Raw genomic sequence first — 25,577 nt, 5'->3', positions numbered from 1 at the left:
TGGCGTTTTTTTAGCGAGCTTGGGATAGTGAAAGCCAAGCAGAACAAGATAAGCAAGTGGCGCTTTCTCTCAGTAAAAAACTGAGTACAGTAGAATAAAATGAAGTAATAAATTAGGGTGGAACCGCGTTTTTGACGCCCCTAGGTCACTTGACTTAGGAGCAAAGACACGGTTTTTTTGTATCCAAAGTCGCAAGAATTAAAAAAGGAGAAGAAGATGTCTAAAAAACTAACCTTCCACTGCGTTAGTGGCAGAGACCTCCTTACAGTCGGACTGCCTCACGCTCAGCACTAGGGTGCCTGAGCTAGACGCAGTACTAACTCGTCTTGCCTCGTATAATCAACGAGGCAGACTCGTGTCGCAAGAAATTATAGAAAAAAGGAGTAAAACATGTCTAAAAAATTGACTTTCCAGGAAATCATCCTTACTTTGCAACAATACTGGAATGACCAGGGTTGTATGCTGATGCAGGCGTATGATAATGAAAAGGGTGCGGGAACCATGAGTCCTTACACCTTCCTTCGTGCCATTGGTCCTGAACCATGGAATGCGGCTTATGTAGAGCCATCTCGTCGTCCAGCAGATGGTCGTTACGGGGAAAACCCAAATCGTCTTTACCAACACCACCAATTCCAAGTGGTGATGAAACCTTCTCCATCAAATATTCAAGAACTTTACCTTGAGTCATTGGAAAAATTGGGGATCAATCCTTTGGAACACGATATTCGTTTCGTTGAAGATAACTGGGAAAACCCATCAACTGGTTCAGCTGGTCTTGGTTGGGAAGTTTGGCTTGACGGTATGGAAATCACTCAGTTCACCTACTTCCAACAAGTCGGTGGTTTGGCAACTGGTCCTGTTACCGCTGAAGTTACTTATGGGTTGGAGCGTTTAGCTTCTTATATCCAAGAAGTAGATTCTGTTTACGATATTGAGTGGGCTCCAGGGGTAAAATACGGAGAAATCTTCCTTCAACCAGAATACGAACACTCAAAATACAGCTTTGAAGTTTCTGACCAAGATATGCTTCTTGAAAACTTCGAAAAATTTGAAAAAGAAGCAGGACGTGCTTTGGAATTGGGCCTTGTTCACCCTGCCTATGACTACGTTTTGAAATGTTCACACACTTTCAACTTGCTTGATGCTCGTGGAGCAGTATCCGTTACAGAACGCGCTGGCTACATTGCCCGCATCCGTAACTTGGCTCGTGTCGTAGCCAAAACCTTCGTCGCAGAACGTAAAAAACTTGGTTACCCACTTCTTGACGAAGCCACACGCGCAAAACTCCTAGCAGAAGAGGAAGAATAAAGAAAGCTTATTAGATGGGATTGGCTGATAGAGCAATCCTACAGAACCAGTTGCCGCAGTGATAAAGATATCGTTAGAGAAACTAACGATACCAGGCAAAATTGGAGACCTTAGGATCCAATTTTAGCAATGAAACGACGAAGTCGGTTGCTTGCGTGCCAATCACATAAGGCAAACTGGAAAAAAAGATATTTTTCGGAGAAAAAACATGACAAAAAACTTATTAGTAGAATTAGGACTTGAAGAGTTGCCAGCCTACGTTGTCACACCAAGTGAAAAACAACTCGGTGAGAAAATGGCAGCCTTCTTGGATGACAACCGTCTTTCATACGAAAGCATTCAAACCTTCTCAACGCCACGCCGTTTGGCTGTCCGTGTGATTGGTTTGGCGGATCAACAAACAGATTTGACCGAAGATTTTAAAGGACCTTCTAAGAAAATCGCCTTGGATGCAGATGGAAACTTCTCAAAAGCGGCCCAAGGATTTGTCCGCGGGAAAGGCTTGACAGTAGATGACATCGAATTTCGTGAAGTCAAGGGTGAAGAGTACGTTTATGTCACGAAACACGAAGCTGGTAAACCTGCCAAAGAAGTCTTGGCTGGCGTTCCAGAAGTGCTTGCTTCATTGACCTTCCCTGTTAGCATGCACTGGGCTAACAACAGTTTTGAATACATTCGCCCAGTTCACACCTTGATCGTTCTTTTGGGCGACGAAGCGCTGGATCTTGATTTCTTGGATATCCAGTCAGGTCGTGTGAGTCGTGGACACCGTTTCCTTGGACACGAAGTGGAAATTACCAATGCGGATTCGTATGAAGAAGACCTTCGTACCGTTTACGTGATTGCTGATAGCAAAGAACGTGAAAACATGATTCGTGAGCAAATCAAAGCGATCGAAGCAGAACAAGGTGTTCAAGTTCAAATCGAAGAAGGACTTTTGAATGAAGTCTTGAACTTGGTCGAATACCCAACGGCCTTTATGGGAAGCTTCGACACCAAATATTTGGACGTTCCAGAAGAGGTTTTGGTGACATCAATGGAAACACACCAACGTTACTTTGTTGTACGTGACCTTGATGGTAAGCTCAAACCAAACTTCATTTCAGTTCGTAATGGTAACGCTGAGCACTTGGAAAATGTCGTTCGAGGGAATGAAAAAGTCTTGGTGGCGCGTCTCGAAGATGGTGAATTCTTCTGGCGTGAAGACCAAAAACTTAAGATTGAAGACCTCGTTGCTAAATTGGCTAACGTGACCTTCCATGAAAAAATTGGTTCTCTTTCAGAACACATGGCGCGTGCTGGTGTCATTGCAGCGTCACTAGCTGAGCAAGCTGGTTTGACTGCTGAAGAAACGGCAGCCGTAGCTCGTGCAGCTGAAATCTACAAATTTGACCTCTTGACTGGTATGGTCGGAGAGTTCGATGAATTGCAAGGAATCATGGGTGAAAAATATGCCCTCCTTGCTGGTGAGGATGCTGCGGTAGCGACAGCTATCCGTGAACACTACCTTCCTGATTCAGCAGACGGAGCTCTTCCAGAGACTAAGGTTGGTGCTATCCTTGCCCTTGCGGATAAATTGGATACCCTTCTTTCCTTCTTTTCAGTTGGCTTGATTCCATCAGGTTCCAATGACCCATATGCGCTTCGTCGTGCAACACAAGGGATTGTTCGGATCTTGGATGCCTTTGGTTGGCATATCCCTATGGATGAGTTGATTGACAGCCTTTATGGACTTTCATTTGATAGCCTTTCTTATGACAATCAAGCAGAAGTGCTCAACTTCATCAAGGCGCGTGTGGACAAGATGATGGGACGCACAGCAAAAGATATCAAAGATGCTGTTCTTGCTGGTTCAAACTTTGTCGTGGCAGATATGTTGGAAGCAGCTGAAGCTCTTTCAGAAGCTGCGAAGACGGATGGTTACAAGGCAGCTGTTGAATCCCTCTCACGTGCTTTCAACTTGGCAGAAAAAGCAGATGCTTCAGTAGCGGTCGATGCCAGTCTCTTTGAAAATGATCAAGAAAAAGCTCTTGCTAAAGCAATTGAAGAGCTTGAATTGGCTGGTGCAGCTAGTGATAAATTGGCACAACTTTTCGCTCTTAGCCCAGTCATCGATGCCTTCTTTGACAATACCATGGTGATGGCAGAAGATGAGGCTGTTAAAAACAACCGTTTAGCCCTTCTTGCAGGTCTTGTAGCGAAAGCTAATGCTGTCGCAGCCTTCAACCAATTGAACACAAAATAAGTACCTGGTAACAGGTAGAAAGTAGGTTTTATTATGACACCTGAAAAAATCGCTCGAATCAATGAGCTTGCTAAAAAGAAAAAACAGAAGGTTTGACGCCAGAAGAAGAAGTGGAGCAAGCAAAACTTCGTGAAGAATACATTGAAGGATACCGTCGCTCCGTTCGCCACCATATCGAAGGAATTAAAGTGGTGGACGAAGAAGGAAATGATGTAACACCTGAGAAACTACGCCAAGTGCAACGGGAGAAAGGTTTGCACGGCCGTAGTTTGGATGATCCTGAATCATAAATAGATAATAGAAAACTCGATCAGAAGTTGAACTGATCGAGTTTTCTTGTTCTATATGGGCTAGTCTGAATCCTTATCTCTATTTTTGTAGTTTTTCCATTGATTTTTAAATATCCAAATGGAGACGGCAAGAACGAAGGTTGCTGTCCAAAAAATCCAAGGGACAGGGGTGCGTAGGAAAAAGTAAACGGCAATAAGGTCGGCCACTAGCAGGCCAAGGAGGAGGTGTTTCTTATCTTTCATGGAATTATTGTATCACAAAATGCTTCTCTAGGTCTATTGGTTGATAGGATGAGCTTTTGAAGAATAGTAACTTTTTACCCGAAAATGATGAGCAGATAGAGAAGAGAATCTCAAGTGCATCCTGGTCAGATTTGTGGTAAAATAGATAGGATATGAGTAAAGAATTTCATCATGTAACGGTCTTGCTCCATGAAACGATTGATATGCTGGATGTAAAGCCAGATGGAATCTATGTGGATGCCACTCTAGGTGGAGCCGGCCATAGCGAATATTTATTAAGTCAATTAAGTGAAAAAGGACATTTATATGCCTTTGACCAGGATCAGCATGCGATTGATAATGCGGAGAAACGATTAGCTCCTTATGTTGAAAAGGGCATGGTAACCTTCATCAAAGATAATTTCCGGAATCTTCAAGCACGTCTACAAGAATTGGGAGTCAATGAGATCGATGGAATTTGTTATGATTTAGGAGTTTCTAGTCCCCAGTTAGATGAGAGGTCTCGCGGTTTTTCTTATAAAAAAGATGCTCCTTTGGACATGCGGATGAATCAAGAAGCCTCTTTGACGGCTTATGACGTGGTCAACAACTATGATTACCACGATTTAGTTCGAATCTTTTTCAAGTATGGGGAAGATAAGTTTTCCAAGCAAATTGCTAGAAAGATCGAACAAGCGCGTGCGGTAAAACCGATTGAAACGACGACAGAATTGGCTGAAATCATCAAATCGGCAAAACCTGCTAAGGAACTAAAGAAAAAGGGGCATCCAGCCAAACAAATTTTTCAGGCGATTCGAATTGAAGTCAACGATGAATTGGGAGCGGCGGATGAATCAATCCAGCAGGCCATGGATTTATTGGCAGTTGGTGGTCGTATCTCAGTCATTACCTTTCATTCCTTGGAAGATCGTTTGACCAAGCAATTGTTTAAAGAAGCTTCTACAGTAGAAGTACCGAAGGGCTTGCCTTTCATCCCAGAGGACTTAAAACCAAAAATGGAATTAGTCTCTCGAAAACCGATTCTTCCAAGCCAAGAAGAGTTAGAGAAGAACAACCGAGCTCATTCTGCAAAATTGCGGGTTGCTCGAAAAATTCATAAGTAAGAGGAAATAAACATGGCAGATCAACCATTACGATCTCGGGGCAGTCAATTGCAAGATCGTATTCGTCGCTTTACCAGAGTAGAAAAAGCTTTTTATGGCTCGATTGTCCTAACAGGGATTATTCTCGCTGTCAGTATTATTTTTATGCAGACGCGGATTTTACAAGTGCAAAGTGATTTGACAAACCTCAATACGGAACTAAAAACAAAAGAGACTGAACTAGAAGATATCCGACAAGAAGTCAATGAGTTGACTCGATATGAACGCTTGTCTAAGTTAGCTAGTTCTCAGGGGATGACCCTCCAAAAAGAAAATCGAAAAGTGGTGAGTTCAAGTAGCGATGAGTAAATTAAAGAAGAAAATCATTCGTTATTCCCTTAAAAAAAGAAAACTTCCAGACCAAAATCGTCGGCAAGTAGCTAAGAATTTAAGTTTGCTTTCCATTCTTGTTTTCTTCATATTTCTCATTAATTTTGCAGTTATTATAGGCACAGATAGCAAATTCGGAAAAAATTTATCTGAGTTATCTCATCAAGTCCATCAGAAAACAGAGATTGTTCCAGCCAAACGAGGAACAATTTATGACCGAAATGGAGCTGTCATTGCTGAGGATGCGACGACTTATAATGTTTATGCGATTATCGACAAAACCTATAAATCGGCAAAAGGTGAAGTTTTATACGTTGAAGAAAGTCAATACAACCAAGTAGCAGACGTTTTTAATCGTTATTTGGGCATGGAAAAAGACTATGTCGTCCAACAACTGTCTCAAAAGAAGCTCAACCAGGTTTCTTTTGGTGCAGCGGGGAACGATATCAGCTATAGCAATATGGATGCTATCCGGAGTGAACTAGAAGCTGCCAACATTAAAGGTGTTGATTTTACGACGAGTCCAAACCGGAGTTATAAAAATGGGACCTTTGCCTCTCAATTTATCGGTCAAGCTCAATTGATAGAAGATAAAGAAGGCAATAAAACCCTGCAGGGAACAACGGGAATCGAAAAATCCTTGGATCGCATCCTGGGTGGTCAGGATGGCGTTGTGACCTATGAAAAGGATCGCAACGGAAATATTGTGCCGGGATCAGATAAGGTTGCCGTGAAGACCGAAGATGGGAAGGATGTCTACACAACCCTTTCTGCGGAACTTCAAACCTATCTCGAAACGCGTATGGATGTCTTCCAAGAAAAGGTGAAAGGTAAATATGTCAGTGCGACCCTGGTCAGTGCCAAAACAGGGGAAATCCTTGCAACGACGCAACGTCCAACCTATAATGCAGATACCAAAGAAGGCTTGGATATTAAGAATCTGAGAACCTGGAATACCATCCTTTATCAAGATCAATATGAACCGGGTTCAACGATGAAGGTCATGTTATTAGCTTCGGCGATTGATCATGGAACCTTCCCAGCCTATAATGAGGTATACTACAATAACGAACTACAAGTAAAAGATGCAACGATCCGTGACTGGGATGTCAATAAGGGCTTGTCAGAAGGTCGCTATATGAATATTGCCCAAGGTTTCGCCTATTCAAGTAACATTGGGATGACCAAGCTTGAACAGAAGATGGGCAATAATGTCTGGATGAATTACCTCAAACTCTTTAAGTTCGGACTTCCTACACGTTTTGGAATGGGAGACGAAGGTTTTGGAGGCCTACCAGGAGATAACTATGTCACTCAAGCCATGTCTTCTTTCGGTCAAGGGATTTCGGTGACCCAAACGCAGATGTTGCGTGCATTTTCTGCCATTGCAAATGATGGGGAAATGTTGGAGCCTAAATTTATCAGTGCGATTTACGACGGCAAGCATGAAACTGCTCGTAAATCACAAAGAGAGATTGTCGGCAATCCAGTACCCGCTTCGGTTGCCCAACAGACCCGTAATTACATGATTACGGTAGGGACTGATCCTCAATTTGGTACCCTCTATTCATCGGATGGTCCCATTATCCAAGTAGCTGGACAAAATGTTGCTGTTAAATCGGGGACAGCCCAAATTGCGACGGCTAACGGGTATTTGGATGGAGAAAATAACAATATCAACTCCATTGTAGTCATGACGCCTGCCGAGGATCCAGATTTTATCATGTATGTGACGGTTCAACAACCTGAGATCAGCTTTAGTCCGACCAGTTGGCAAGAACTAGTCAATCCAGTCTTGGAAGATGCGGTTGCTTTGAAGGATGAGTTGAATCTAGTAACGGAAACCAAAGCCTTGGATGGGGTCACGAAAGAGGACACCTATAAGATGCCGTCGGCAGAATCCTTGTCGAAAGAATTGAACTTGAAGCAGACCATCAGCCCAGGTGGCTTCGCAGATGAACTGCGTCGCAATCTGATCCAGCCTGTTGTCCTAGGAACTGGAAAGAATATTAAAAAGATGTCTGTATCAGCAGGAACGAAATTAAAAGCAAATGAGCAAGTGTTATTATTAACAGATGACTTGGATTCAGTTCCGGATATGTATGGATGGACCAAGGAAAATGTTGATAAATTTGCGGAATGGACGGGCATTGAGATCACCTATAAAGGGGAAGGTTCTCGTGTGAGCAAACAAAACGTCAAAGTAGAAACTGCTTTAAAGAAGACGAAGAAAATAACAATTACATTAGGAGATTGATATGTTACTTGCTACCCTAGTAGTATCATTTATTCTAACGGTTATTGGCATTCCTGCCTTTATCCGTTTCTATCAACGGGCCCATATTTCGGGCCAACAAATGCACGAAGATGTGAAGCAACACAAAGCCAAAGCAGGCACTCCAACTATGGGGGGAGTGGTCTTCTTGATCACTTCAGTTTTTGTCACCCTTGTCTTTAGCTTCCTAACTGGGAACTTTACGCGTCCTGTTCAATTGATCCTCTTTATTTTGGTCTTGTATGGAATCGTCGGTTTCTTGGATGACTTCTTAAAGGTCTTTCGTAAGATCAATGAAGGGTTAAATCCCAAGCAAAAATTAGCCCTGCAATTGTTGGGAGGGATCATTTTCTATCTCTTCTCTGAACGCCATGGAGCTGGTAGTCTTCTCAATGTCTTTGGTTGGGATATCTATTTGGGACATTTCTATATTGTATTTGCCTTGTTCTGGTTAGTTGGTTTTTCAAATGCAGTCAACTTGACGGACGGGATTGATGGCTTGGCAAGCATTTCGGTAACCATCAGCTTGATCGCTTATTCCATTATCGCTGTTTGGCAAAGACGAATCGATATCCTTTTTGTGACCATCAGTATGATTGGAGCTCTATTAGGTTTCTTCGTCTACAATCACAAGCCGGCCAAGATTTTCATGGGAGATGTTGGAAGCCTAGCCCTAGGTGGGATGCTTGCGACTCTATCCATGGCTCTCCACGTAGAGTGGACCTTGCTCTTGATTGGGATTGTCTACGTCTTTGAGACTAGCTCTGTCATGCTCCAAGTCTCCTATTTCAAATGGACTAAGAAACGGACAGGGGAAGGACGGCGGATCTTCCGCATGACGCCTTTCCATCACCATTTAGAATTAGGTGGTCTGTCTGGTAATGGACCTAAATGGTCTGAGTGGAAGGTCGATGCCTTTCTCTGGAGTGTTGGTGCAGGAATGAGCGCCTTGACCCTCTTGATCTACTATTTGACCAATTCATAAGTCATGAATCATAAAAGGTTGGGATTGCTATCTCAGCCTTTTTGGCTGTGGAGGAATTGCTGTCCAAAAGAAGAGCGGGAAGAAGAGTTTTCTGATATAATAGTAGAGATGACGAAAGGATAAGAGAATGAAATTTACAGATTTTAAGTTTAAGGACTATATTCAAGAGGCCTTAAAAGAGATTAATTTTATCGAAGCAACAGAAGTTCAAGAAAAGCTGATACCGATTGTTTTAGCAGGCCGTGATCTGGTCGGTGAATCTAAAACAGGATCAGGGAAGACCCATACTTTCCTCTTGCCAATTTTTCAAACCTTAAATGAGGATAGTAGCCATGTCGAAGTGGTCATCACAGCACCTAGTCGAGAATTAGCTACGCAGATTTACCAAGCGGCTCGTCAGATTGCTAGTCACTGTGAAAAAGAAGTTCGGATTGCCAACTACGTTGGGGGAACTGATAAGGCTCGTCAAATCGATAAGCTCCAAATAGCCCAACCCCATATTGTCATTGGGACACCTGGACGGATCTATGATTTGGTCGCTTCTGGAGACTTGGCTATTCATAAGGCTCACACCTTTGTGGTTGATGAGGCGGATATGACTCTCGATATGGGCTTTTTGACGACGGTAGACAAGATTGCATCCAGTCTTCCCAAACAACTCCAATTCTTGGTTTTCTCTGCTACGATTCCGCAAAAGTTACAACCCTTCTTGAAGAAATATTTGTCTAACCCTGTCATGGAGCAGATCAAAACCAAAACGGTGATCTCGGACACCATTGATAACTGGTTGGTATCGACAAAAGGGCGCGATAAAAACGAGCAGATTTATCAACTGACGCAGGCTCTTCAACCTTATCTGGCAATGATTTTTGTGAATACCAAGGACAGAGCGGACGATCTGCATGCTTTTCTGGTAGAGAAGGGGCTCAAGGTCGCTAAAATCCATGGGGGGGTTCCTCCACGGGAGCGCAAGCGAATCATGAACCAAGTCAAAAACCTGGATTTTGAATATATCGTGGCAACGGACTTGGCAGCGCGTGGGATTGATATTGAAGGGGTCAGTCATGTCATTAACGATGCCATTCCACAGGACTTATCCTTCTTTGTTCACCGCGTTGGCCGGACTGGTCGGAATGGCCTTCCTGGTACAGCCATCACCCTCTATCAACCGAGTGATGACTCAGACATTCGGGAGCTTGAAAAATTGGGCATCCAGTTTGTTCCTAAGGTCTTGAAGGCTGGAGCTATCGAAGATACCTATGACCGGGATCGTCGGGCTAATCGTGAAAAACGCCAGGAAAAACTCGACATTGAGATGATCGGCTTGGTCAAGAAGAAAAAGAAAAAAATCAAACCAGGCTACAAGAAAAAAATCAAATGGGCCGTGGACGAGAAACGTCGCAAAGCCAAGCGAGCTGAGAATCGTGCTCGCGGTCGAGCAGAAAGAAAGGCGAAACGCCAAACCTTTTAGTGATAAAGAAATTTAAAGATTTTCATAAAAATTAACTATTTGGTCGCTGATTTATTTTGTGATAGACTATCTATAGATAGTCTATTTTTTTGCTCTTAGGGGAGACGTTTGCTTGAGATCACATCAGGCCTGAAGCATGATTTACGAACGATCAGTAGCAAAACTCAGCATTTTAACTGTAAATATGATAGAATGATTCATTATCGAGGGAGGAAGTAACGAAGATGTTTACAACTACTTATCTGGTATCTGGCTGGTACGAAGAGTTTTTAAAATGGATACCAGAAGGAGAAATCTTTAACCTACGCGTCGTTTTTGAAGCTATTCCAGGAATTTTAAAAGAGCTTCCAAATACGATTTTGTTAACCTTGGCAGGAGCCTTTTTTGGTTTATTGCTAGCTCTATTGTTTGCCATTGTCAAGATCAATCGGGTAAAAATCCTCTACCCGATCCAAGCCTTGTTTGTGAGTTTTTTAAGAGGGACACCAATTTTGGTCCAGTTGATGCTGACCTACTATGGAATCCCGCTCCTATTGAAGGCCATTAACCAACAATATGGGACAGCCTTTAATATCAACGATGTGCCAGCCCATTTATTTGTCATTGTAGCCTTTGCCTTCAATGAGGCAGCTTATGCCAGTGAGACCATTCGGGCAGCGATTCTATCTGTTGATGCGGGAGAAATCGAAGCAGCGAAGAGTCTCGGGATGACCAATGCCCAAGTTTATCGTCGAATTATTATTCCAAATGCAGCAGTGGTTGCGACTCCGACCTTGATCAACTCTTTGATTGGTTTGACCAAGGGGACTTCTTTGGCCTTTTATGCAGGAGTTTTGGAAATCTTTGCCCAAGCCAAGATTATGTCGGGGAATGACAGTCGCTACTTTGAGCGCTTTATCTCTGTTTCATTGATCTACTGGGCCATTAATATTTTGATTGAACAATTGGGACGTTGGATCGAACAGGTACTCTCTATCAAAGATCCAAAAATTGTTACCCAAACCTTGCAAGAGGAGGAACGAGCAGCATGATTCGGATTTCACAATTATCAAAATCTTTTTCCGGTCAAGTGGTCCTAGACCATCTCGATTTGGAAGTTCAAAAAGGGGAAGTTGTTGCCTTGATCGGTTCTTCTGGAGCTGGGAAATCAACCTTCTTGAGAAGCTTGAACTATCTGGAAGCTCCGGATAGTGGCAGCATTGAGATCAATGGGGAAAAGGTAGACTTTGAAAACATCAGCAAGGACGAGATCCTGACCCTTCGAAGAAAGCTAGCTATGGTCTTTCAACAGTTTAATCTTTTCAGCCGCAAGACAGGCTTGGACAACGTCAAGGAAGGACTAATCGTCGTCAAAGGCTTATCCGACCAGGAAGCGACCAAGATTGCCAAAGAAGAACTCGCAAAAGTCGGTCTGTCGGACCGCGAAACCCATTACCCTCGTCATTTGTCAGGAGGGCAGAAACAGCGGGTGGCCTTGGCACGTGCCCTAGCCATGAAGCCGGAAGTCCTCTTATTGGATGAGCCAACTTCAGCCCTCGATCCGGAATTGGTCGGAGAGGTAGAAAAAGCTATCGCAGCAGCAGCTCAGGCAGGTCAAACCATGATTCTTGTCAGTCATGATATGAGCTTTGTTTCCCAGGTGGCAGACAAGGTCTTGTTCCTCGACAAGGGGAAAATTATTGAATCTGGGACACCAGAAGAGATAATGAAAGCTCCTAAAGAAGAGCGGACAAAAGAATTCTTTGCTAGTTACAAACGAACATTTGTTTGATATAATATATAAGAGCTCGAGTCTGGAACGCGATGTTTCAGACTCGGATTTTTCTTTGAGTAGGTGCCTCAGGAAAAGATGAATAGTAGTAGTTCATTTTTCCGCGAAGATAGAAGTTTCAACTTGATCCAATAGTGAACGAAACGAATCGGCATCTCGTCCCCTCATTCCAATCTTGGATACTAAGGAGATCTTATGTTAAACCAATTGCTATCTCTCTATATCGAGAGCCTAATCATCACTTCAATTGGGGTGTTGGTTGCTTCAGCTATTTGGATAGGCTTGCGAGCGGCTCGTAAGACGGATAAAACAGCTAAGGAACGCCAGTTACACCTCTATGATATTTTATTGATTGATATTATGACAATTCCAGTCCTTACCTTTGCAGTCATTGGAGTTCTGTTTATTCTTCGAGCAAGATAATTGCAAAATGGTTCAATTGGAGTTAGAATTAAGATAGTTACAACAAAAGGAGAAGCTTATGTATGATACACTGATTATCGGCGCAGGACCTGCGGGAATGACTGCAGCCTTGTATGCAGCCCGCAGCAATCTAAAGGTTGCCTTGTTAGAAGCTGGAATTCCTGGCGGACAGATGAACAATACGTCCGATATCGAGAATTATCCAGGCTATGCCAATATCAGTGGACCTGAATTGGCTGAAAAAATGTTTGAGCCACTAGAAACCCTAGGTGTGGAACACTTGTTCGGTAGAGCCGAAAACATTGTGGATCAAGGAAGCTACAAGGAAATTACGACAGATGATGGCCTCTTGCAAGCCAAGACCGTTATTATTGCGACTGGTTCTAACCATCGCTTGTTGGGAGTTCCAGGTGAAGAAGAATTAAATAGTCGTGGGGTTTCTTATTGCGCTGTCTGTGATGGTGCCTTCTTCCGGGATGAAGACCTCATGGTTGTTGGTGGAGGAGATTCTGCGGTTGAAGAGGCAATCTTCCTGACTCAGTTTGCTAAGTCTGTTACCATTGTTCATCGACGCGATGCCCTACGTGCCCAAAAAGTTCTTCAAGACCGAGCTTTTGCCAATGAAAAGATTCACTTTGCTTGGAATACAGTGGTCGAAGAGATTAAAGGGGATAACCGTGTGACCAGTCTCGTCTTAAAAGATGTTCAAACAGGTGAGGTTCGCGAGCAAGCAGCTGGTGGTGTCTTTATCTATGTGGGCTTGGATCCTGTCAGTGACTTTGCCCAAGACCTCGGTATTCTAGACGATCAAGGTTGGGTGATCACGGATGATCACATGAAGACCTCCGTGCCGGGTGTCTTTGCGGTTGGAGATGTCCGCCAAAAAGATCTTCGTCAGGTTACTACAGCTGTTGGGGATGGCGCTGTCGCCGGTCAAGAAGCTTATAAATATATTACTGAACACGAAGAATAAGAAAGAAGAAAGGGATGTTCGTCTGATGGAAAGAGGCGAAGATCCCTTCTTTTTTACGATAAAAAATGAGGCTTAGCCCGGATTAAACTCATGTGGTCCTGCTTAAAATGTGCTATAATGTGTTTAAAATTATTTTGGACTGTGCCAGTTGACAGAGCGTGACTGGTGCCACGACGTAAGAAAAAAGAAGAGGGATCAAACATGTACCCAGATGATAGCTTAACTCTCCATACGGATTTGTACCAAATCAATATGATGCAGGTTTACTTTGAGCAAGGCATCCACAATAAAAAGGCAGTCTTCGAAGCCTATTTCCGCCAGCAACCTTTTAAAAATGGCTATGCCGTCTTTGCAGGTCTTGAGCGCATTGTTAACTATTTGAAGAATCTACATTTTTCAGAGTCGGATATTGCCTACTTAGAATCCTTGGGCTACGAAGGAGCCTTCCTGGATTACTTGAAAAATTTCAAAATGGAATTGACTGTTCGTTCTGCCAAAGAAGGGGACCTAGTCTTTGCCAATGAGCCGATTGTCCAAGTAGAAGGACCGCTTGCCCAGTGTCAGTTGGTCGAAACGGCCCTCCTCAATATTGTCAATTTCCAAACCTTGATTGCCACAAAAGCCGCTCGAATCAAGGCTGTGATCGAAGACGAACCTTTGATGGAGTTCGGAACTCGTAGAGCACAAGAAATGGATGCGGCTATTTGGGGAACCCGTGCAGCCGTTATTGGAGGCGCTAGCGGGACCAGTAACGTACGTGCAGGAAAACTCTTTGACATCCCTGTCCTTGGGACCCATGCCCATGCCTTGGTGCAGGTCTATGGCGATGATTATAAAGCCTTCAAGGCCTATGCTGAGACCCATCGCAACTGTGTCTTCCTAGTGGATACCTATGATACATTGCGTATCGGAGTTCCGGCTGCGATTCAGGTGGCGCGTGAGATGGGAGATCGTATCAACTTCCTAGGAGTGCGGATTGACTCTGGAGATATTGCCTACATTTCGAAAAAGGTTCGCCAACAGTTGGATGAAGCTGGTTTCACAGAAGCGAAGATCTATGCTTCAAATGATTTGGATGAGAACACCATCCTCAACTTGAAGATGCAAAAGGCTAAGATTGATGTCTGGGGTGTCGGAACCAAGTTGATCACAGCCTATGACCAACCAGCCCTCGGAGCAGTCTATAAGATTGTTGCTATCGAAGACGAAAATGGTCAAATGCGAAATACCATCAAACTGTCTAACAATGCTGAAAAAGTTTCAACCCCAGGGAAGAAGCAAGTTTGGCGTATTACCAGTCGGGAAAAAGGCAAATCGGAAGGGGATTACATCACTTACGATGGAGTAGATGTCAATGAACTGACAGAAATCAAGATGTTCCATCCGACCTATACCTATATCAAGAAGACGGTTCGCGATTTCGATGCCATCCCTCTCTTGGTCGATATTTTCAAAGATGGGAAACTAGTCTACAAATTGCCAACCTTGATGGATATCCAAGCATATGCTCGGAAGGAATTCGACAAGCTCTGGGACGAATACAAACGTGTCCTCAATCCACAACATTATCCAGTGGACTTGGCCAAGGACGTATGGCAAGATAAGATGGACCTCATCGATCAGATGCGTCAGAAAGCCTTGGGAGGTGAAGAAGAATGAGCCTACAAGAAGATATTATTGCCCAATTAGGGGTCAAGCCAGTCATTGATCCTCAAGAAGAGATTCGCCGGTCCATTGATTTTTTGAAGGACTACCTGCAAAAACATCCTTTTCTAAAGACCTTTGTCTTAGGAATTTCGGGAGGACAGGACTCGACCCTAGCGGGTCGCCTGGCTCAATTAGCCATGGAGGAAATGCGGGCAGAGACTGGAGATGCCAGTTATCAGTTTGTTGCTGTCCGCTTGCCCTACGGTGTTCAAGCGGATGAAGCAGATGCCCAAAAGGCCTTGGCCTTCATCCAGCCAGACGTCAGCCTGGTCGTGAACATCAAGGAATCGGTCGATGCCATGGAGCGTGCTGTCGAAGCGACAGGAACAGATGTCTCAGATTTTAACAAGGGCAATATCAAGGCACGGAGTCGGATGGTTGCTCAGTACGCTCTAGCAGGTGCCTATAGCGGAGCCGTCATTGGGACGGACCATGCGGCCGAAAATATCACTGGTTTCTTTACCAAGTTTGGAGATGGCGGAGCCGATATCCTTCCTCTCTACCGCCTTAATAAGCGCCAAGGCAAGCAGTTGCTTCAGGCACTGGGAGCTGATCCTGCCTTGTATGAGAAGGTACCGATTGCAGATTTGGAAGAAGAAAAGCCAGGTATCGCTGACGAAGTAGCTCTTGGGGTGACCTATGCAGAAATTGATGACTACCTAGAAGGGAAATCAGTTAGCCCAGAAGCTCAAGCAACCATTGAAAACTGGTGGCACAAAGGCCAACACAAACGTCATCTACCGATTACGGTATTTGATACCTTCTGGCGTTGATAGAAAAGAAAAGTCGGTTGAGCCGACTTTTTTTAAACAGAATAGGAGGAAAGTAGATGAGAAAATTGGGTACTATTGAACTGGAAACCAAGCGTTTATTATTAAGACGCTTTGTTGTAGAGGATGCAAAGGCAATGTTTGAAAATTGGGCATCTGATGCAGATAATCTTAAATATGTGACTTGGGATCCCCATCCAAATCCTCAAGTGACTCGAGCTTCAATTGAGAGATGGCTCCTTCATTACCAAGAGGAAAACACCTACAAATGGGCGATTTGTAAGAAAGATGATCCCGCACAAGTGATAGGTGATATCAGTGTCGTTTCTCAGGATTCGCAAAAAGAACTGTGTGAAGTCGGCTATATTCTAGGGAAGAACTTCTGGGGTCAAGGTCTGATGACAGAAGCCCTCCAGGCTGTTTTACACTTTTTGTTGGTAGAGGTGGGATTCAAGGAAGTTCAGGCCAAGTATGTCAGTTTGAACCCTGCTTCGGGACGGGTAATGGCAAAAGCTGGAATGCAATATCTTGAAACTCTCCCAGATGCTGTTGCCAGAAAAGGCTATGTCGGAAATCAAATCATCTACACGATCCATTCTTCTGACCTTTAAAACAATTTTTACTTGAAGATTTTAGCCAATGGTCTATAATGGTAAGTAGCTTTACAAAGGAGAATCTTATGTCAGAATTAACAAAAGAGTTTACAGATCAACTCTATGCGAATTACCAAGCAAATGTGAAATTTGTGGCTCTTGAAAATGCCATCACCCACAATGGGATTCATGCAGCTTTAGAGACACGCAAAAGTGCAGTTGAAAATACACCCGTCTTTTCTCTTGATTTAACCAAGGACAAGGTGACGGACCAGAAAGCTTCAGGTCGTTGCTGGATGTTTGCGGCTCTGAATACCTTCCGTCATAAAATGATTGCCAGCTTCCAATTAGAGGATTTTGAGTTGTCTCAAGCTCATACCTTCTTCTGGGACAAGTACGAAAAATCCAACTGGTTCTTGGAACAAATCATTGCGACAGCGGACCAGGATTTGACCAGCCGCAAGGTGGCCTTCCTCCTTCAAACCCCTCAACAAGATGGTGGTCAATGGGATATGGTCGTTTCCCTTTTTGAAAAATATGGGGTCGTACCCAAGTCTGTCTATCCAGAATCTATCTCATCTAGCAATAGCCGGGAGCTCAATACCTACTTAAACAAATTGTTGCGTCAAGATGCGCAGATCCTGCGCGAATTGCTTGCGAGTGGAGCAGATCAAGCAACGGTTCAAAGCAAGAAAGAAGAGCTCCTACAAGAAATCTTTAATTTCTTAGCTATGTCACTGGGCTTGCCTCCTCGTACATTTAGTTTCTCTTATCGTGATAAGGACAATAACTTCCACACAGAGTCTGGCTTGACACCTCAAAGCTTTTACAAAAAATATGTGGATCTTCAGTTGGAGGACTACGTTTCTGTTATCAATGCGCCTACGGCAGACAAGCCTTATGGCCAGTCCTACACAGTTGAGATGCTGGGGAATGTGGTCGGTAGCCGGGAAGTCCGCTACCTCAATGTTCCGATGGAGCGCTTGAAAGAATTGGCCATTGCCCAAATGAAAGCTGGAGAAACTGTTTGGTTTGGATCGGATGTCGGCCAAATCAGCAACCGGAAAGCTGGAATCCTTGCGACAGATGTCTACGATTTTGAAGCGGGAATGGATATCCAGCTGACTCAAGATAAGGCAGGGCGTTTGGATTATGCGGAAAGTCTCATGACCCATGCCATGGTCTTGACTGGTGTGGATCTGGACGAAGCTGGACGCTCTCTCAAATGGAAGGTTGAGAATTCTTGGGGAGAGAAAGTCGGAACAGATGGCTACTTCGTCGCTTCTGACGCCTGGATGGACGAATACACCTACCAAATCGTTGTCCGCAAGGAACTGTTGACAGCGGAAGAATTGGCTGCTTATGAGGCAGAGCCAATCGTCCTGGCTCCATGGGATCCGATGGGGGCTTTGGCTTCTAAATAAGTTGAATTGAAAAGCACGATTGTTGATTAACAATCGTGCTTTTGTTTGGACTTAAATTATCTGACTAGCGATTTTGTTCATTTTCTTTGGCAGAAGGTTCAGTGTGTTCAGAATTCTCTTCTGAGTTAGATGAACTAGAACTTGAACTATCTTCTGTTGCTTCAATATCTTGACTGACGGGACTTGGCTCATAATAGTAATTGTAGTAATTGTAGTTATTCTTACCATTATTGACATAGAGGTAGGAACCGCTACGGTATACGCCACTTGGTTGGGTCCAGTCTGCGCTACCCGATCCGTATTGCTCATACAAATACAGCATCATTTGTTTGTAGACATCTGTTGCGACTTTGATTCCATCATCAAGGACTGGAGTCAAGCGATTGGTATATCCTGTCCATACAGCCATAGAATATTGCGTTGTGTAGCCCACAAACAATTCATCCGGTGTCACAATGCTTGAGTAACTGTAATCTTTTGTCAGTTTTCTCAATTCATTATCGTCATAGTTAGAGGTACCTGTTTTACCAGCATGATAAAGACCAGAAATATTTGCATTGTATCCTGTACCAGCTGTGATAACTGATTTCAACATATCTGTCATCATGTAAGCTGTCGTCTCTTTCATCACTCGTGTTCCAGAGGTTTCGAAGTTCTTCGTTGTACCATCGCTAAAGACAACCCGATTCACATATTGAGGCTTGTAATAGGTTCCTCCATTGGCGAAGGTTGCATAAGCAGCGGCCATTTTTTCACTGCTAGCCCCGTATTTGTTGCTAGAGTCACTAGTGTTACTTGAGATGGCATTTGCATATACCATTTCTGGATAATCGATTCCGATGCTGCTCAAGAATTTCTGAGCCTTCTTCAAACCAACTTTTTCAAGGGCCCGGACCGCAGGAACGTTACGGGTTTGTTGGAGAGCATAGACCATGCTGATATTGCCATAGTATTGTCTATCCCAGTTATTAATCTGCGTATTTGTACCAGGGAAGTTGTAAGGTGTATCAGGAATGGTTACTCCAGTGGAGTTATACTCCTCATATTCAATCGCGGGAGCATAGTCTGAGATAGGTTTCATTGTAGAACCCCAATCTCGGTTTGTTTCGACAGCTTGGTTGGTACCGAAGGATACATTAGATGATTGATGACGGGATCCCAACTGAGCAATGACTTTTCCGTTTGTCACGTCGATGATAGTAGAAGCAACTTGCAACTCATTATCTGGATAATTGACATATTCGTCAGAGTTGTATATATCCCACAGACGTTTTTGAGCTGCGGTATCGACGTTGGTGTAGACATCCATACCAGTTGTCAAGACATTGTAGCCTGTCTCTTCTTCGACTTGTTGGATGACTTCTTTGAGGTAGTTATCCATATAAGCAGGATAGTTGCTTGAGCCGGTTAGACTTTGCAAGCCATCGGTAACAGGTGTATTGACGGCACTTTCGTACTGCTCGTTTGTAATGGACTTCATATCCAACATTTCTTTAAGAACCAGATTACGGCGTTGGAGAGCAGCTTCCGGATTGGTATAAGGATCGTATTGGTTCGGTGCTTGAGGCATTCCGGCCAATAGGGCCACTTGTGGCAGAGAAAGGTCCTTCAAGTCTTTTGCATAGTAGCTACGAGCAGCTGTTTGCATTCCGTAGTTTCCGTTAGACATGTAGACTTTGTTGATGTAGTAGGTCAAAATCTCTTGTTTGGTTGCTTTTTGCTCTAATTGAGTAGCAAGCCAAGCTTCTTGAATTTTCCGAGATAGGGTTTGGTCGGACGATGAAGTAGAGAAGTAAGTGAGTTTGATCAACTGCTGTGTAAGAGTAGATCCCCCTTGGCGACCTCCTCGGAGGTTACTGAAGAAGGCTCCTCCAATACGAATAAAGTCGACCCCTCTGTGGTTGAAAAAGCGGTGGTCTTCAATCGCCACAATCGCATTGACCAAGTCAGTTGGGATTTCATTTGTTTTTACGTTGATTCGTTTCTCAGCACCCAAGTCGGCAATCAGATTGTTTTGATTGTCATAAATTTTACTGGATGTCGTTGCAATGAGGTCTTTCTCAGAAAGAGTCGGTGCTTTTGAGGCATAGTATCCAAATACCAATCCAGCCAGGATAAGTAAAAGGAAAAATAAGGAAATAGCCGCAATCGCTGCATATTTTAACCACTGGATAACTGTTTGTTTGTTCATTTAATTACCGCCTAGTAGATTCTGTTCGATAATATCGAGATAAGGGACGCTTGGAAGTCGATCTGTCTCGATACGATAACCATTTTTCTGTATATAGGTCAATGGCATAGATTTACTGCCGTGATCGATGTTGTAAAAGTCGATTAAGGAAGGAGCGGGCAGTAGATAGGTCTCACTGAGCTTTGCAAAATGCAAGAGCACAAAACAAATTCCCCCCTGTTGGACGACCGCAGCCATGTGATCAATCTGGTGCTGATGAAAGTTTTTCATCGGCATGGCTTGTTTTTGCTGGGTCTCTTTTGCTTCAAAATCAATGTAGTGTCCTTTATAAACACCAGAATAGTCTGTGGTAGATGCCTGGCGAAAATAAGCTTCCACAATCTTTGCCCGACTGCGATGAGGATAGTCCACCTTTACAATCTGGATGGGTGTCGGCTTTTTATGAATAACCGCTAGCCCTCTAGAAAGGTAGTACTGATTGCTCTCATTAATCATTTTTTCAAATGTCATCCCTCGATTGGCAAAATTCACACTTTGCTTCCTCTGGATGGGCGAAGAAGATTTCTTGCTAAGTTTGTGAGGATAGTTGACCATCATTCTCCTTATTGGTACAATTACATCACTCTATTATATCACAAAATGAAGAAGGAAGGGGAAATAATGAATAGTTTACTGATTACAGGTTATAAGGCATTTGAATTGGGAATTCTGACAGCTAAGGACCCCCGACTTCCAATAATTAAAGAAGCGATTCGTAGGGATTTAGTCCGTTTTTTGGAAGAGGGAGTCAAGTGGTTGATTTTTACAGGGAATTTAGGTTTTGAAGCTTGGGTTTTAGAGGTTGCTCAGGAATTAAAAAAAGAATATGAGATACAGTTGGCCACAATTTTTATGTTTGAAAATCAAGGAGAGAACTGGAATGAGGCCAATCAAGAAGTCCTCAGTCGCTTTAAACAGGTTAATTTTGTCAAATATGCCTATCCCTCTTATAGCCAGCCAGGTCAATTCAAAGAATACAATACGTTTTTGTTAGAAAATACAGATGGTGCCTATTTATTTTACGATCCAGAACATGAAACAAATCTCAAATATCTTTACAAAATGATGCTAGAAAAGGATCAGTATCATGTCAAAAGATTAAACTTTGATGACTTAAATGAAGTAGCAGAAAAAATTTACGAAAAATAAGTGGTTTACCTTGATTTTTGCTCCTCATTTTTTATATAATGATTATGATTAACTAGAACGGAGAGAATGATGGCAAGTATTATTTTTACTGCGAAAGATATTTTTGATCAAGATTTCAAAAAAGAAGTTCGTGGATTTAGTAAAGTTGAGGTAAATGAGTTTTTGGATGATGTCATCAAAGACTATGAAACCTATGCTGCCTTAGTGAAGGAATTGAAAGAAGAAAATGCTCGGCTCCGTGAAGAATTAGCTAAGAAGACGAGCCAAGCAACTCCGAGTCCATCAGTTCCTGAGTCTGCTCCAAAGCATGAGTTTCCTCAGGTCACTACTACGACAAACTTCGATATTTTGAAACGCTTAAATCGTCTAGAAAAAGAAGTCTTCGGGAAACAAGTTGTAGATCGTGATTTTTAAGACATTAAATATGAACGTGCAATTTTTGGATAATCGCGTGAGAGCTTTCTCTCATGAGGAAAGTCCATGCTAGCACAGGCTGTGATGCCTGTAGTGTTTGTGCTAGGTGAATCCATAAGCCTAGGGACTTGATCTTCAAGTTACGGCGAGCGAACGGGCTAAGTCTTAGGATAAGTTCTACTAGCTCTGAAAGTGCCACAGTGACGTAGTTTTTAGGGAAACCTAAAAAGTGGAACGCGGTAAACCCCTCAAGCTAGCAACCCAAACTTTGGTCGGGGCATGGAATGCATGGAAACGAACATAGCATTCTGACTGGAAACAGTAGACAGATGATTATCGAAGGAAATGGTACCTAGTCATTTCTGGAACAAAACATGGCTTATAGAAAATTGCATATAGGTGGTGAGGGGGAGAGAAATCTCAACCTCCTTTTTTAAACAATGAGGAACAAATGAAAAAACAATTTGAATTAATTGCGACAGCTGCTGCTGGATTAGAAGCAGTAGTTGGGCGTGAATTGCGTGATCTAGGCTACGATTGCCAAGTGGAAAATGGACGGGTTCGTTTCAAAGGTGATGTTCGTGCAATCATCGAAACCAATCTTTGGTTGCGTGCCGCTGACCGAATCAAGATCGTCGTAGGCTCTTTTCCTGCCCGCACCTTTGAAGAACTCTTTCAAGGAGTTTTTGCCTTGGATTGGGACCGATATCTCCCTTTAGGAGCACGTTTTCCCATTTCCAAAGCAAAATGTGTTAAATCCAAACTTCATAACGAACCGAGTGTACAAGCGATTTCGAAAAAGGCCGTTGTTAAAAAGTTGCAAAAACACTATGCTCGTCCAGAAGGCGTTCCATTGATTGAAAATGGAGCAGAATTTAAAATTGAAGTTTCCATCTTGAAGGACCAAGCGACTATTCTAATCGATACCACTGGTAGCAGCCTTTTCAAACGTGGTTATCGGACGGAAAAAGGGGGCGCACCCATTAAGGAAAATATGGCGGCAGCCATTCTTAAACTTTCCAATTGGTATCCAGATAAGCCCTTGGTTGATCCGACTTGTGGATCAGGGACCTTCTGTATCGAAGCAGCGATGATAGCTCGCCAGATAGCACCGGGCTTGAGACGGACTTTCTCGTTTGAAGAGTGGAATTGGATCGACAATCGTCTGATTCAAGAAGTTCGCACAGAGGCTAGTAAAAAAATCAATCGGGACCTTGTCCTAGACATCATGGGAACCGATATTGATGCGCGGATGGTTGAGATTGCCAAAGAAAATGCTCAAAAAGCGGGTGTTGCGAGCGACATCACCTTTAAGCAAATGCGGGTGCAAGATCTGCGCTCGGAGAAGATTAATGGGGTCATTATCTCCAATCCACCGTATGGTGAACGCTTATCCGATGATGCAGGGGTGACAAAATTGTACGCTGAAATGGGAGAGGTCTTTGAGCCCTTGAAGACTTGGAGCAAATTTATCCTGACCAGCGATGAAAACTTTGAAAAGAAGTTTGGGCGACAAGCGGATAAAAAAAGAAAATTATATAACGGAACCTTAAAGGTTGACTTGTATCAGTTCTTTGGGGAGCGGGTACGTCGACAAGCGACTAGTGAGAAAGGAAACATATGACAAAAGAAGATAAACAGCAGTTGGGCCAAGAGGCAGAGTCAGTTCTTGATTTTAAGGACGCCAAAGAGATGACGATTGGCCAAGCAAACCGCAAAGCTGAAGAAATCGAAGCAGGGGTCAAGGAAACAGATAATGTCCTCGATAAATACATCAAACAGCACCGTGACGAAATCGAAGCTCACAAGTTTGATACCATCGTCATGAAGAAGGAAATGTTGGCTGAGGCAGAGGAAGTAGCCACTGTGGATGCGGCGGACCCGATTCCAAGTGAAGAGCCAGTGAAGGAAGTAGCACCGGCTGAAGTAGGTCAAAAAGAAGGCGCGTCTACTCGCATTCCAGATCCAATTCCTGGGGAACGCCCTGCAAAAATTAAGTTTGGTCCAGAGCCAACAGAACCATATGTGGATGAAGAAATTGAGATTCCTGAAGAACCGAAAAAGAGCCGGGTAAAACCAATTCTGTTTTCAGTTTTAGCTCTGACAGCAGTTGCTACGGCTAGTTGGTTGTCTTATCAATGGATCCGTAACCAGTCTAAAGGGGAAACGACAGTGGTCTCTTCTACTAGCTCATCTAGCAAGAAGTCCTCTAGTTCTTCTGCCTCAACGAGTGCGAATACAGAGGCTTTGCTGAAGGATTTTAACGATCAGTATGCAGCTTTCTTTACAGATGACACGCAGACGAAGTTGAAAAATGATTCTTTTGGTAATTTGGAAAAACTAAAAGCCAGTTTAGATAAATTGAAAGATACCAAGGAATACGATGCAGCCAAAAGTAAATACGATGAATTGGTGAAGCAGGTTTCTGCTATTCAAACAGTAAACTCTCAGTTTACCAGCCCAGTTATTAAGGATGGGGCCATTGATACCAAGGCGCAGGTAAAGAGTGATGCAGTCTTTTCAGATGTGTCGACATCTAATACACAATTGAACCAATTATTGAAGGATGCAGCTTCTCAAGGACGCTCGCAACAAGTTGCGACTCCAGCACCCGTGACAGATGGTGGTGGCAGTGCTACAGGTGGAAATGCAGTTTCTTCAGGAACGGTAACCAGTCCTGCTCCTACCCCAGCCCCAGCTACTGAAGGCAACACGACAGGCGGAGTGAACCCAGGCTATTCTGGCTTTGGTCTTCAAAGTACTGGTGTGCCACTTCAACGAAACTTGAGCCGGGTGCCATACAACCAAGCAGCGCTTGACGATGTAAACAATCCTGCATGGACCTTTAACCCTGGTATTTTGGAGAAAGTTCTGAAGATTGCTCGGGAACGTGGTCATATCGTTGGAGATCAATACATCTTGGAACGCGTGAATATCATCAACGGCAATGGTTATTACAACCTCTTTAAGCCAGATGGAACTTATTTGTTTAGTATCAATGCTAAAACAGGCTACTTTGTCGGAAACGGAAAAGGCCATTCCGATGCATTGGATTATTAAGAATTAAAAAAGACTTCTCTTTGAAAGAGAAGTCTTTTGTTTTTTATACGATATGGCGTGTGAATGGATCGTCAGAAATACCTTGTTCGAGAATCAATTTGCACCACTCTTTGGCAGAAAAGAGGCTGTGATCTTTATAGTTTCCGCAAGATTCAATCGTCGTTCCTGGCACGTCTTCCCAGCTTGTCGCTTCAGCAATTTCCTCTAAAGAAGATTTAATCACTTGTGCAATGGTTTTTGGATCGTGCTGACCCCACATAATCATATGAAATCCAGTACGACACCCAAATGGGGAACAATCGATCATCCCATCAATGCGCTTACGGATCAACATAGCTAATAGGTGCTCAATCGTATGTAAACCAGCAGTCGGGATAGAGTCTTCATTTGGTTGAACCAAGCGGATATCATAGTTTGAGATAACATCTCCTTTTGGTCCAGTTTCCTCTCCGATTAGGCGGACGTAAGGGGCTTTTACAGCAGTGTGGTCTAGTTCAAAACTTTCCACAATAACTTCTTTCGTCATGTATCTTCCTCAATTCCTTTTTTCTTGATTATAGCACAATTGGCGCTGGAAGAAAACACAAGAGAAGAGAGTGGCAAGTAGCCGTTGAAATAGGATTCAGAAGCTTGTTTTTAAGGTGTTTCCCCGTTAGAATCAAGGGAAAGAAGCATTAGAATGATAGCAGAAATAGATTAGTTTTCGCTAGAAAATTTGTTTGTTAATTTTGTAAAAATATGATAAAATAATAAAGAATTTTTTAATTCAACTAT

At 43.3% G+C, this 25,577-nt stretch carries 22 protein-coding genes, 1 other RNA gene and 1 pseudogene; 21 read left to right on the top strand and 3 right to left on the bottom strand.

What is annotated here, in order from left to right:
* Window positions 1-390 precede the first annotated feature (390 nt).
* The 16 genes and pseudogenes from glyQ to pepC all read left to right on the top strand — a co-directional run bounded on the left by glyQ (window position 391) and on the right by pepC (window position 17,950).
* The gene (glyQ, locus tag HMPREF9421_RS09800) at window positions 391-1,308 is read left to right on the top strand and encodes a glycine--tRNA ligase subunit alpha (protein WP_000038760.1); all 918 of its coding nucleotides are present in this window, start codon (window positions 391-393) and stop codon (window positions 1,306-1,308) included.
* A 208-nt stretch (window positions 1,309-1,516) separates the two neighbouring features.
* Window positions 1,517-3,553 carry a glycine--tRNA ligase subunit beta gene (gene glyS, locus HMPREF9421_RS09795; protein WP_006596870.1) on the top strand — a complete coding sequence of 679 codons (2,037 nt, stop codon included), beginning with the start codon at window positions 1,517-1,519 and terminating at the stop codon, window positions 3,551-3,553.
* Window positions 3,554-3,586: 33 nt separating this feature from the next.
* A pseudogene (locus HMPREF9421_RS09790) lies at window positions 3,587-3,843 on the top strand (DUF896 family protein).
* Window positions 3,844-4,238: 395 nt separating this feature from the next.
* A complete protein-coding gene (gene rsmH, locus HMPREF9421_RS09780; RefSeq protein ID WP_006596867.1) occupies window positions 4,239-5,189 on the top strand; it encodes a 16S rRNA (cytosine(1402)-N(4))-methyltransferase RsmH in 951 nt (316 codons plus the stop codon).
* Between the two features lie 12 nt (window positions 5,190-5,201).
* A complete protein-coding gene (gene ftsL, locus HMPREF9421_RS09775) occupies window positions 5,202-5,537 on the top strand; it encodes a cell division protein FtsL (RefSeq protein WP_006596866.1) in 336 nt (111 codons plus the stop codon).
* On the top strand, window positions 5,530-7,815 hold the full coding sequence (pbp2x, locus tag HMPREF9421_RS09770) for a penicillin-binding protein PBP2X (protein WP_006596865.1): 2,286 nt from the start codon (window positions 5,530-5,532) through the stop codon (window positions 7,813-7,815). Before ftsL ends, pbp2x begins: the two co-directional genes overlap by 8 nt.
* Before the next feature lies 1 nt (window position 7,816).
* A complete protein-coding gene (mraY, locus tag HMPREF9421_RS09765; protein ID WP_006596864.1) occupies window positions 7,817-8,818 on the top strand; it encodes a phospho-N-acetylmuramoyl-pentapeptide-transferase in 1,002 nt (333 codons plus the stop codon).
* Between the two features lie 127 nt (window positions 8,819-8,945).
* Window positions 8,946-10,289: a DEAD/DEAH box helicase gene (locus HMPREF9421_RS09760; protein WP_006596863.1), complete on the top strand. Its 1,344-nt coding sequence runs from the start codon at window positions 8,946-8,948 to the stop codon at window positions 10,287-10,289.
* Window positions 10,290-10,513: 224 nt separating this feature from the next.
* Window positions 10,514-11,320, top strand: a complete 807-nt coding sequence (locus HMPREF9421_RS09755; RefSeq protein WP_006596862.1) for an amino acid ABC transporter permease — start codon at window positions 10,514-10,516, stop codon at window positions 11,318-11,320.
* Window positions 11,317-12,060 (top strand): amino acid ABC transporter ATP-binding protein, encoded by a 744-nt coding sequence (locus HMPREF9421_RS09750; RefSeq protein WP_006596861.1) that lies wholly within the window; start codon window positions 11,317-11,319, stop codon window positions 12,058-12,060. The genes HMPREF9421_RS09755 and HMPREF9421_RS09750 overlap by 4 nt, the downstream gene beginning before the upstream one ends.
* 195 nt (window positions 12,061-12,255) lie before the next feature.
* A complete protein-coding gene (locus tag HMPREF9421_RS09745) occupies window positions 12,256-12,483 on the top strand; it encodes a DUF4059 family protein (RefSeq protein WP_006596860.1) in 228 nt (75 codons plus the stop codon).
* 58 nt (window positions 12,484-12,541) lie between these two features.
* Window positions 12,542-13,456: a thioredoxin-disulfide reductase gene (trxB, locus tag HMPREF9421_RS09740; RefSeq protein ID WP_006596859.1), complete on the top strand. Its 915-nt coding sequence runs from the start codon at window positions 12,542-12,544 to the stop codon at window positions 13,454-13,456.
* 201 nt (window positions 13,457-13,657) lie between these two features.
* Window positions 13,658-15,115, top strand: coding sequence for a nicotinate phosphoribosyltransferase (locus HMPREF9421_RS09735; RefSeq protein WP_006596858.1), 1,458 nt, complete (start codon window positions 13,658-13,660; stop codon window positions 15,113-15,115).
* Window positions 15,112-15,936, top strand: coding sequence for an ammonia-dependent NAD(+) synthetase (gene nadE / locus HMPREF9421_RS09730; RefSeq protein WP_006596857.1), 825 nt, complete (start codon window positions 15,112-15,114; stop codon window positions 15,934-15,936). The genes HMPREF9421_RS09735 and nadE overlap by 4 nt, the downstream gene beginning before the upstream one ends.
* Window positions 15,937-15,992: 56 nt before the next feature.
* Window positions 15,993-16,544: a GNAT family N-acetyltransferase gene (locus HMPREF9421_RS09725; protein ID WP_006596856.1), complete on the top strand. Its 552-nt coding sequence runs from the start codon at window positions 15,993-15,995 to the stop codon at window positions 16,542-16,544.
* 68 nt (window positions 16,545-16,612) lie between these two features.
* Window positions 16,613-17,950 (top strand): aminopeptidase C, encoded by a 1,338-nt coding sequence (pepC, locus tag HMPREF9421_RS09720; protein WP_006597077.1) that lies wholly within the window; start codon window positions 16,613-16,615, stop codon window positions 17,948-17,950.
* Window positions 17,951-18,014: 64 nt separating this feature from the next.
* Here pepC and pbp1a read toward each other — a convergent pair whose 3' ends face one another.
* Window positions 18,015-20,141, bottom strand: coding sequence for a penicillin-binding protein PBP1A (pbp1a, locus tag HMPREF9421_RS09715; protein WP_006596854.1), 2,127 nt, complete (start codon window positions 20,139-20,141; stop codon window positions 18,015-18,017).
* Entirely contained in the window at window positions 20,142-20,735 is a 594-nt protein-coding gene (gene recU / locus HMPREF9421_RS09710) for a Holliday junction resolvase RecU (protein ID WP_006597083.1), read from the bottom strand.
* Between the two features lie 66 nt (window positions 20,736-20,801).
* Between recU and HMPREF9421_RS09705 the strand changes: the two genes are divergently transcribed.
* From HMPREF9421_RS09705 to HMPREF9421_RS09690, 5 genes are all read left to right on the top strand, one after another.
* On the top strand, window positions 20,802-21,329 hold the full coding sequence (locus tag HMPREF9421_RS09705) for an SLOG family protein (RefSeq protein ID WP_006597078.1): 528 nt from the start codon (window positions 20,802-20,804) through the stop codon (window positions 21,327-21,329).
* Window positions 21,330-21,398: 69 nt separating this feature from the next.
* On the top strand, window positions 21,399-21,743 hold the full coding sequence (gene gpsB / locus HMPREF9421_RS09700; protein ID WP_006597079.1) for a cell division regulator GpsB: 345 nt from the start codon (window positions 21,399-21,401) through the stop codon (window positions 21,741-21,743).
* Between the two features lie 21 nt (window positions 21,744-21,764).
* Window positions 21,765-22,130, top strand: an RNA gene (gene rnpB, locus HMPREF9421_RS10475) — RNase P RNA component class B.
* 64 nt (window positions 22,131-22,194) lie between these two features.
* Window positions 22,195-23,367 carry a THUMP domain-containing class I SAM-dependent RNA methyltransferase gene (locus HMPREF9421_RS09695; RefSeq protein WP_006596850.1) on the top strand — a complete coding sequence of 391 codons (1,173 nt, stop codon included), beginning with the start codon at window positions 22,195-22,197 and terminating at the stop codon, window positions 23,365-23,367.
* Complete coding sequence (locus HMPREF9421_RS09690; RefSeq protein ID WP_006596849.1) at window positions 23,364-24,803, top strand: cell division site-positioning protein MapZ family protein; 1,440 nt, start codon at window positions 23,364-23,366, stop codon at window positions 24,801-24,803. Before HMPREF9421_RS09695 ends, HMPREF9421_RS09690 begins: the two co-directional genes overlap by 4 nt.
* A gap of 43 nt (window positions 24,804-24,846) precedes the next feature.
* On the opposite strand, the gene HMPREF9421_RS09685 is transcribed toward HMPREF9421_RS09690, so the two are convergent.
* Window positions 24,847-25,329 carry an S-ribosylhomocysteine lyase gene (locus tag HMPREF9421_RS09685; RefSeq protein WP_006596848.1) on the bottom strand — a complete coding sequence of 161 codons (483 nt, stop codon included), beginning with the start codon at window positions 25,327-25,329 and terminating at the stop codon, window positions 24,847-24,849.
* Window positions 25,330-25,577 lie beyond the last annotated feature (248 nt).

The organism is Streptococcus australis ATCC 700641, assembly GCF_000186465.1.
Lineage (GTDB): Bacteria > Bacillota > Bacilli > Lactobacillales > Streptococcaceae > Streptococcus > Streptococcus australis.
This window is presented reverse-complemented; position numbering and strand designations above follow the sequence as displayed.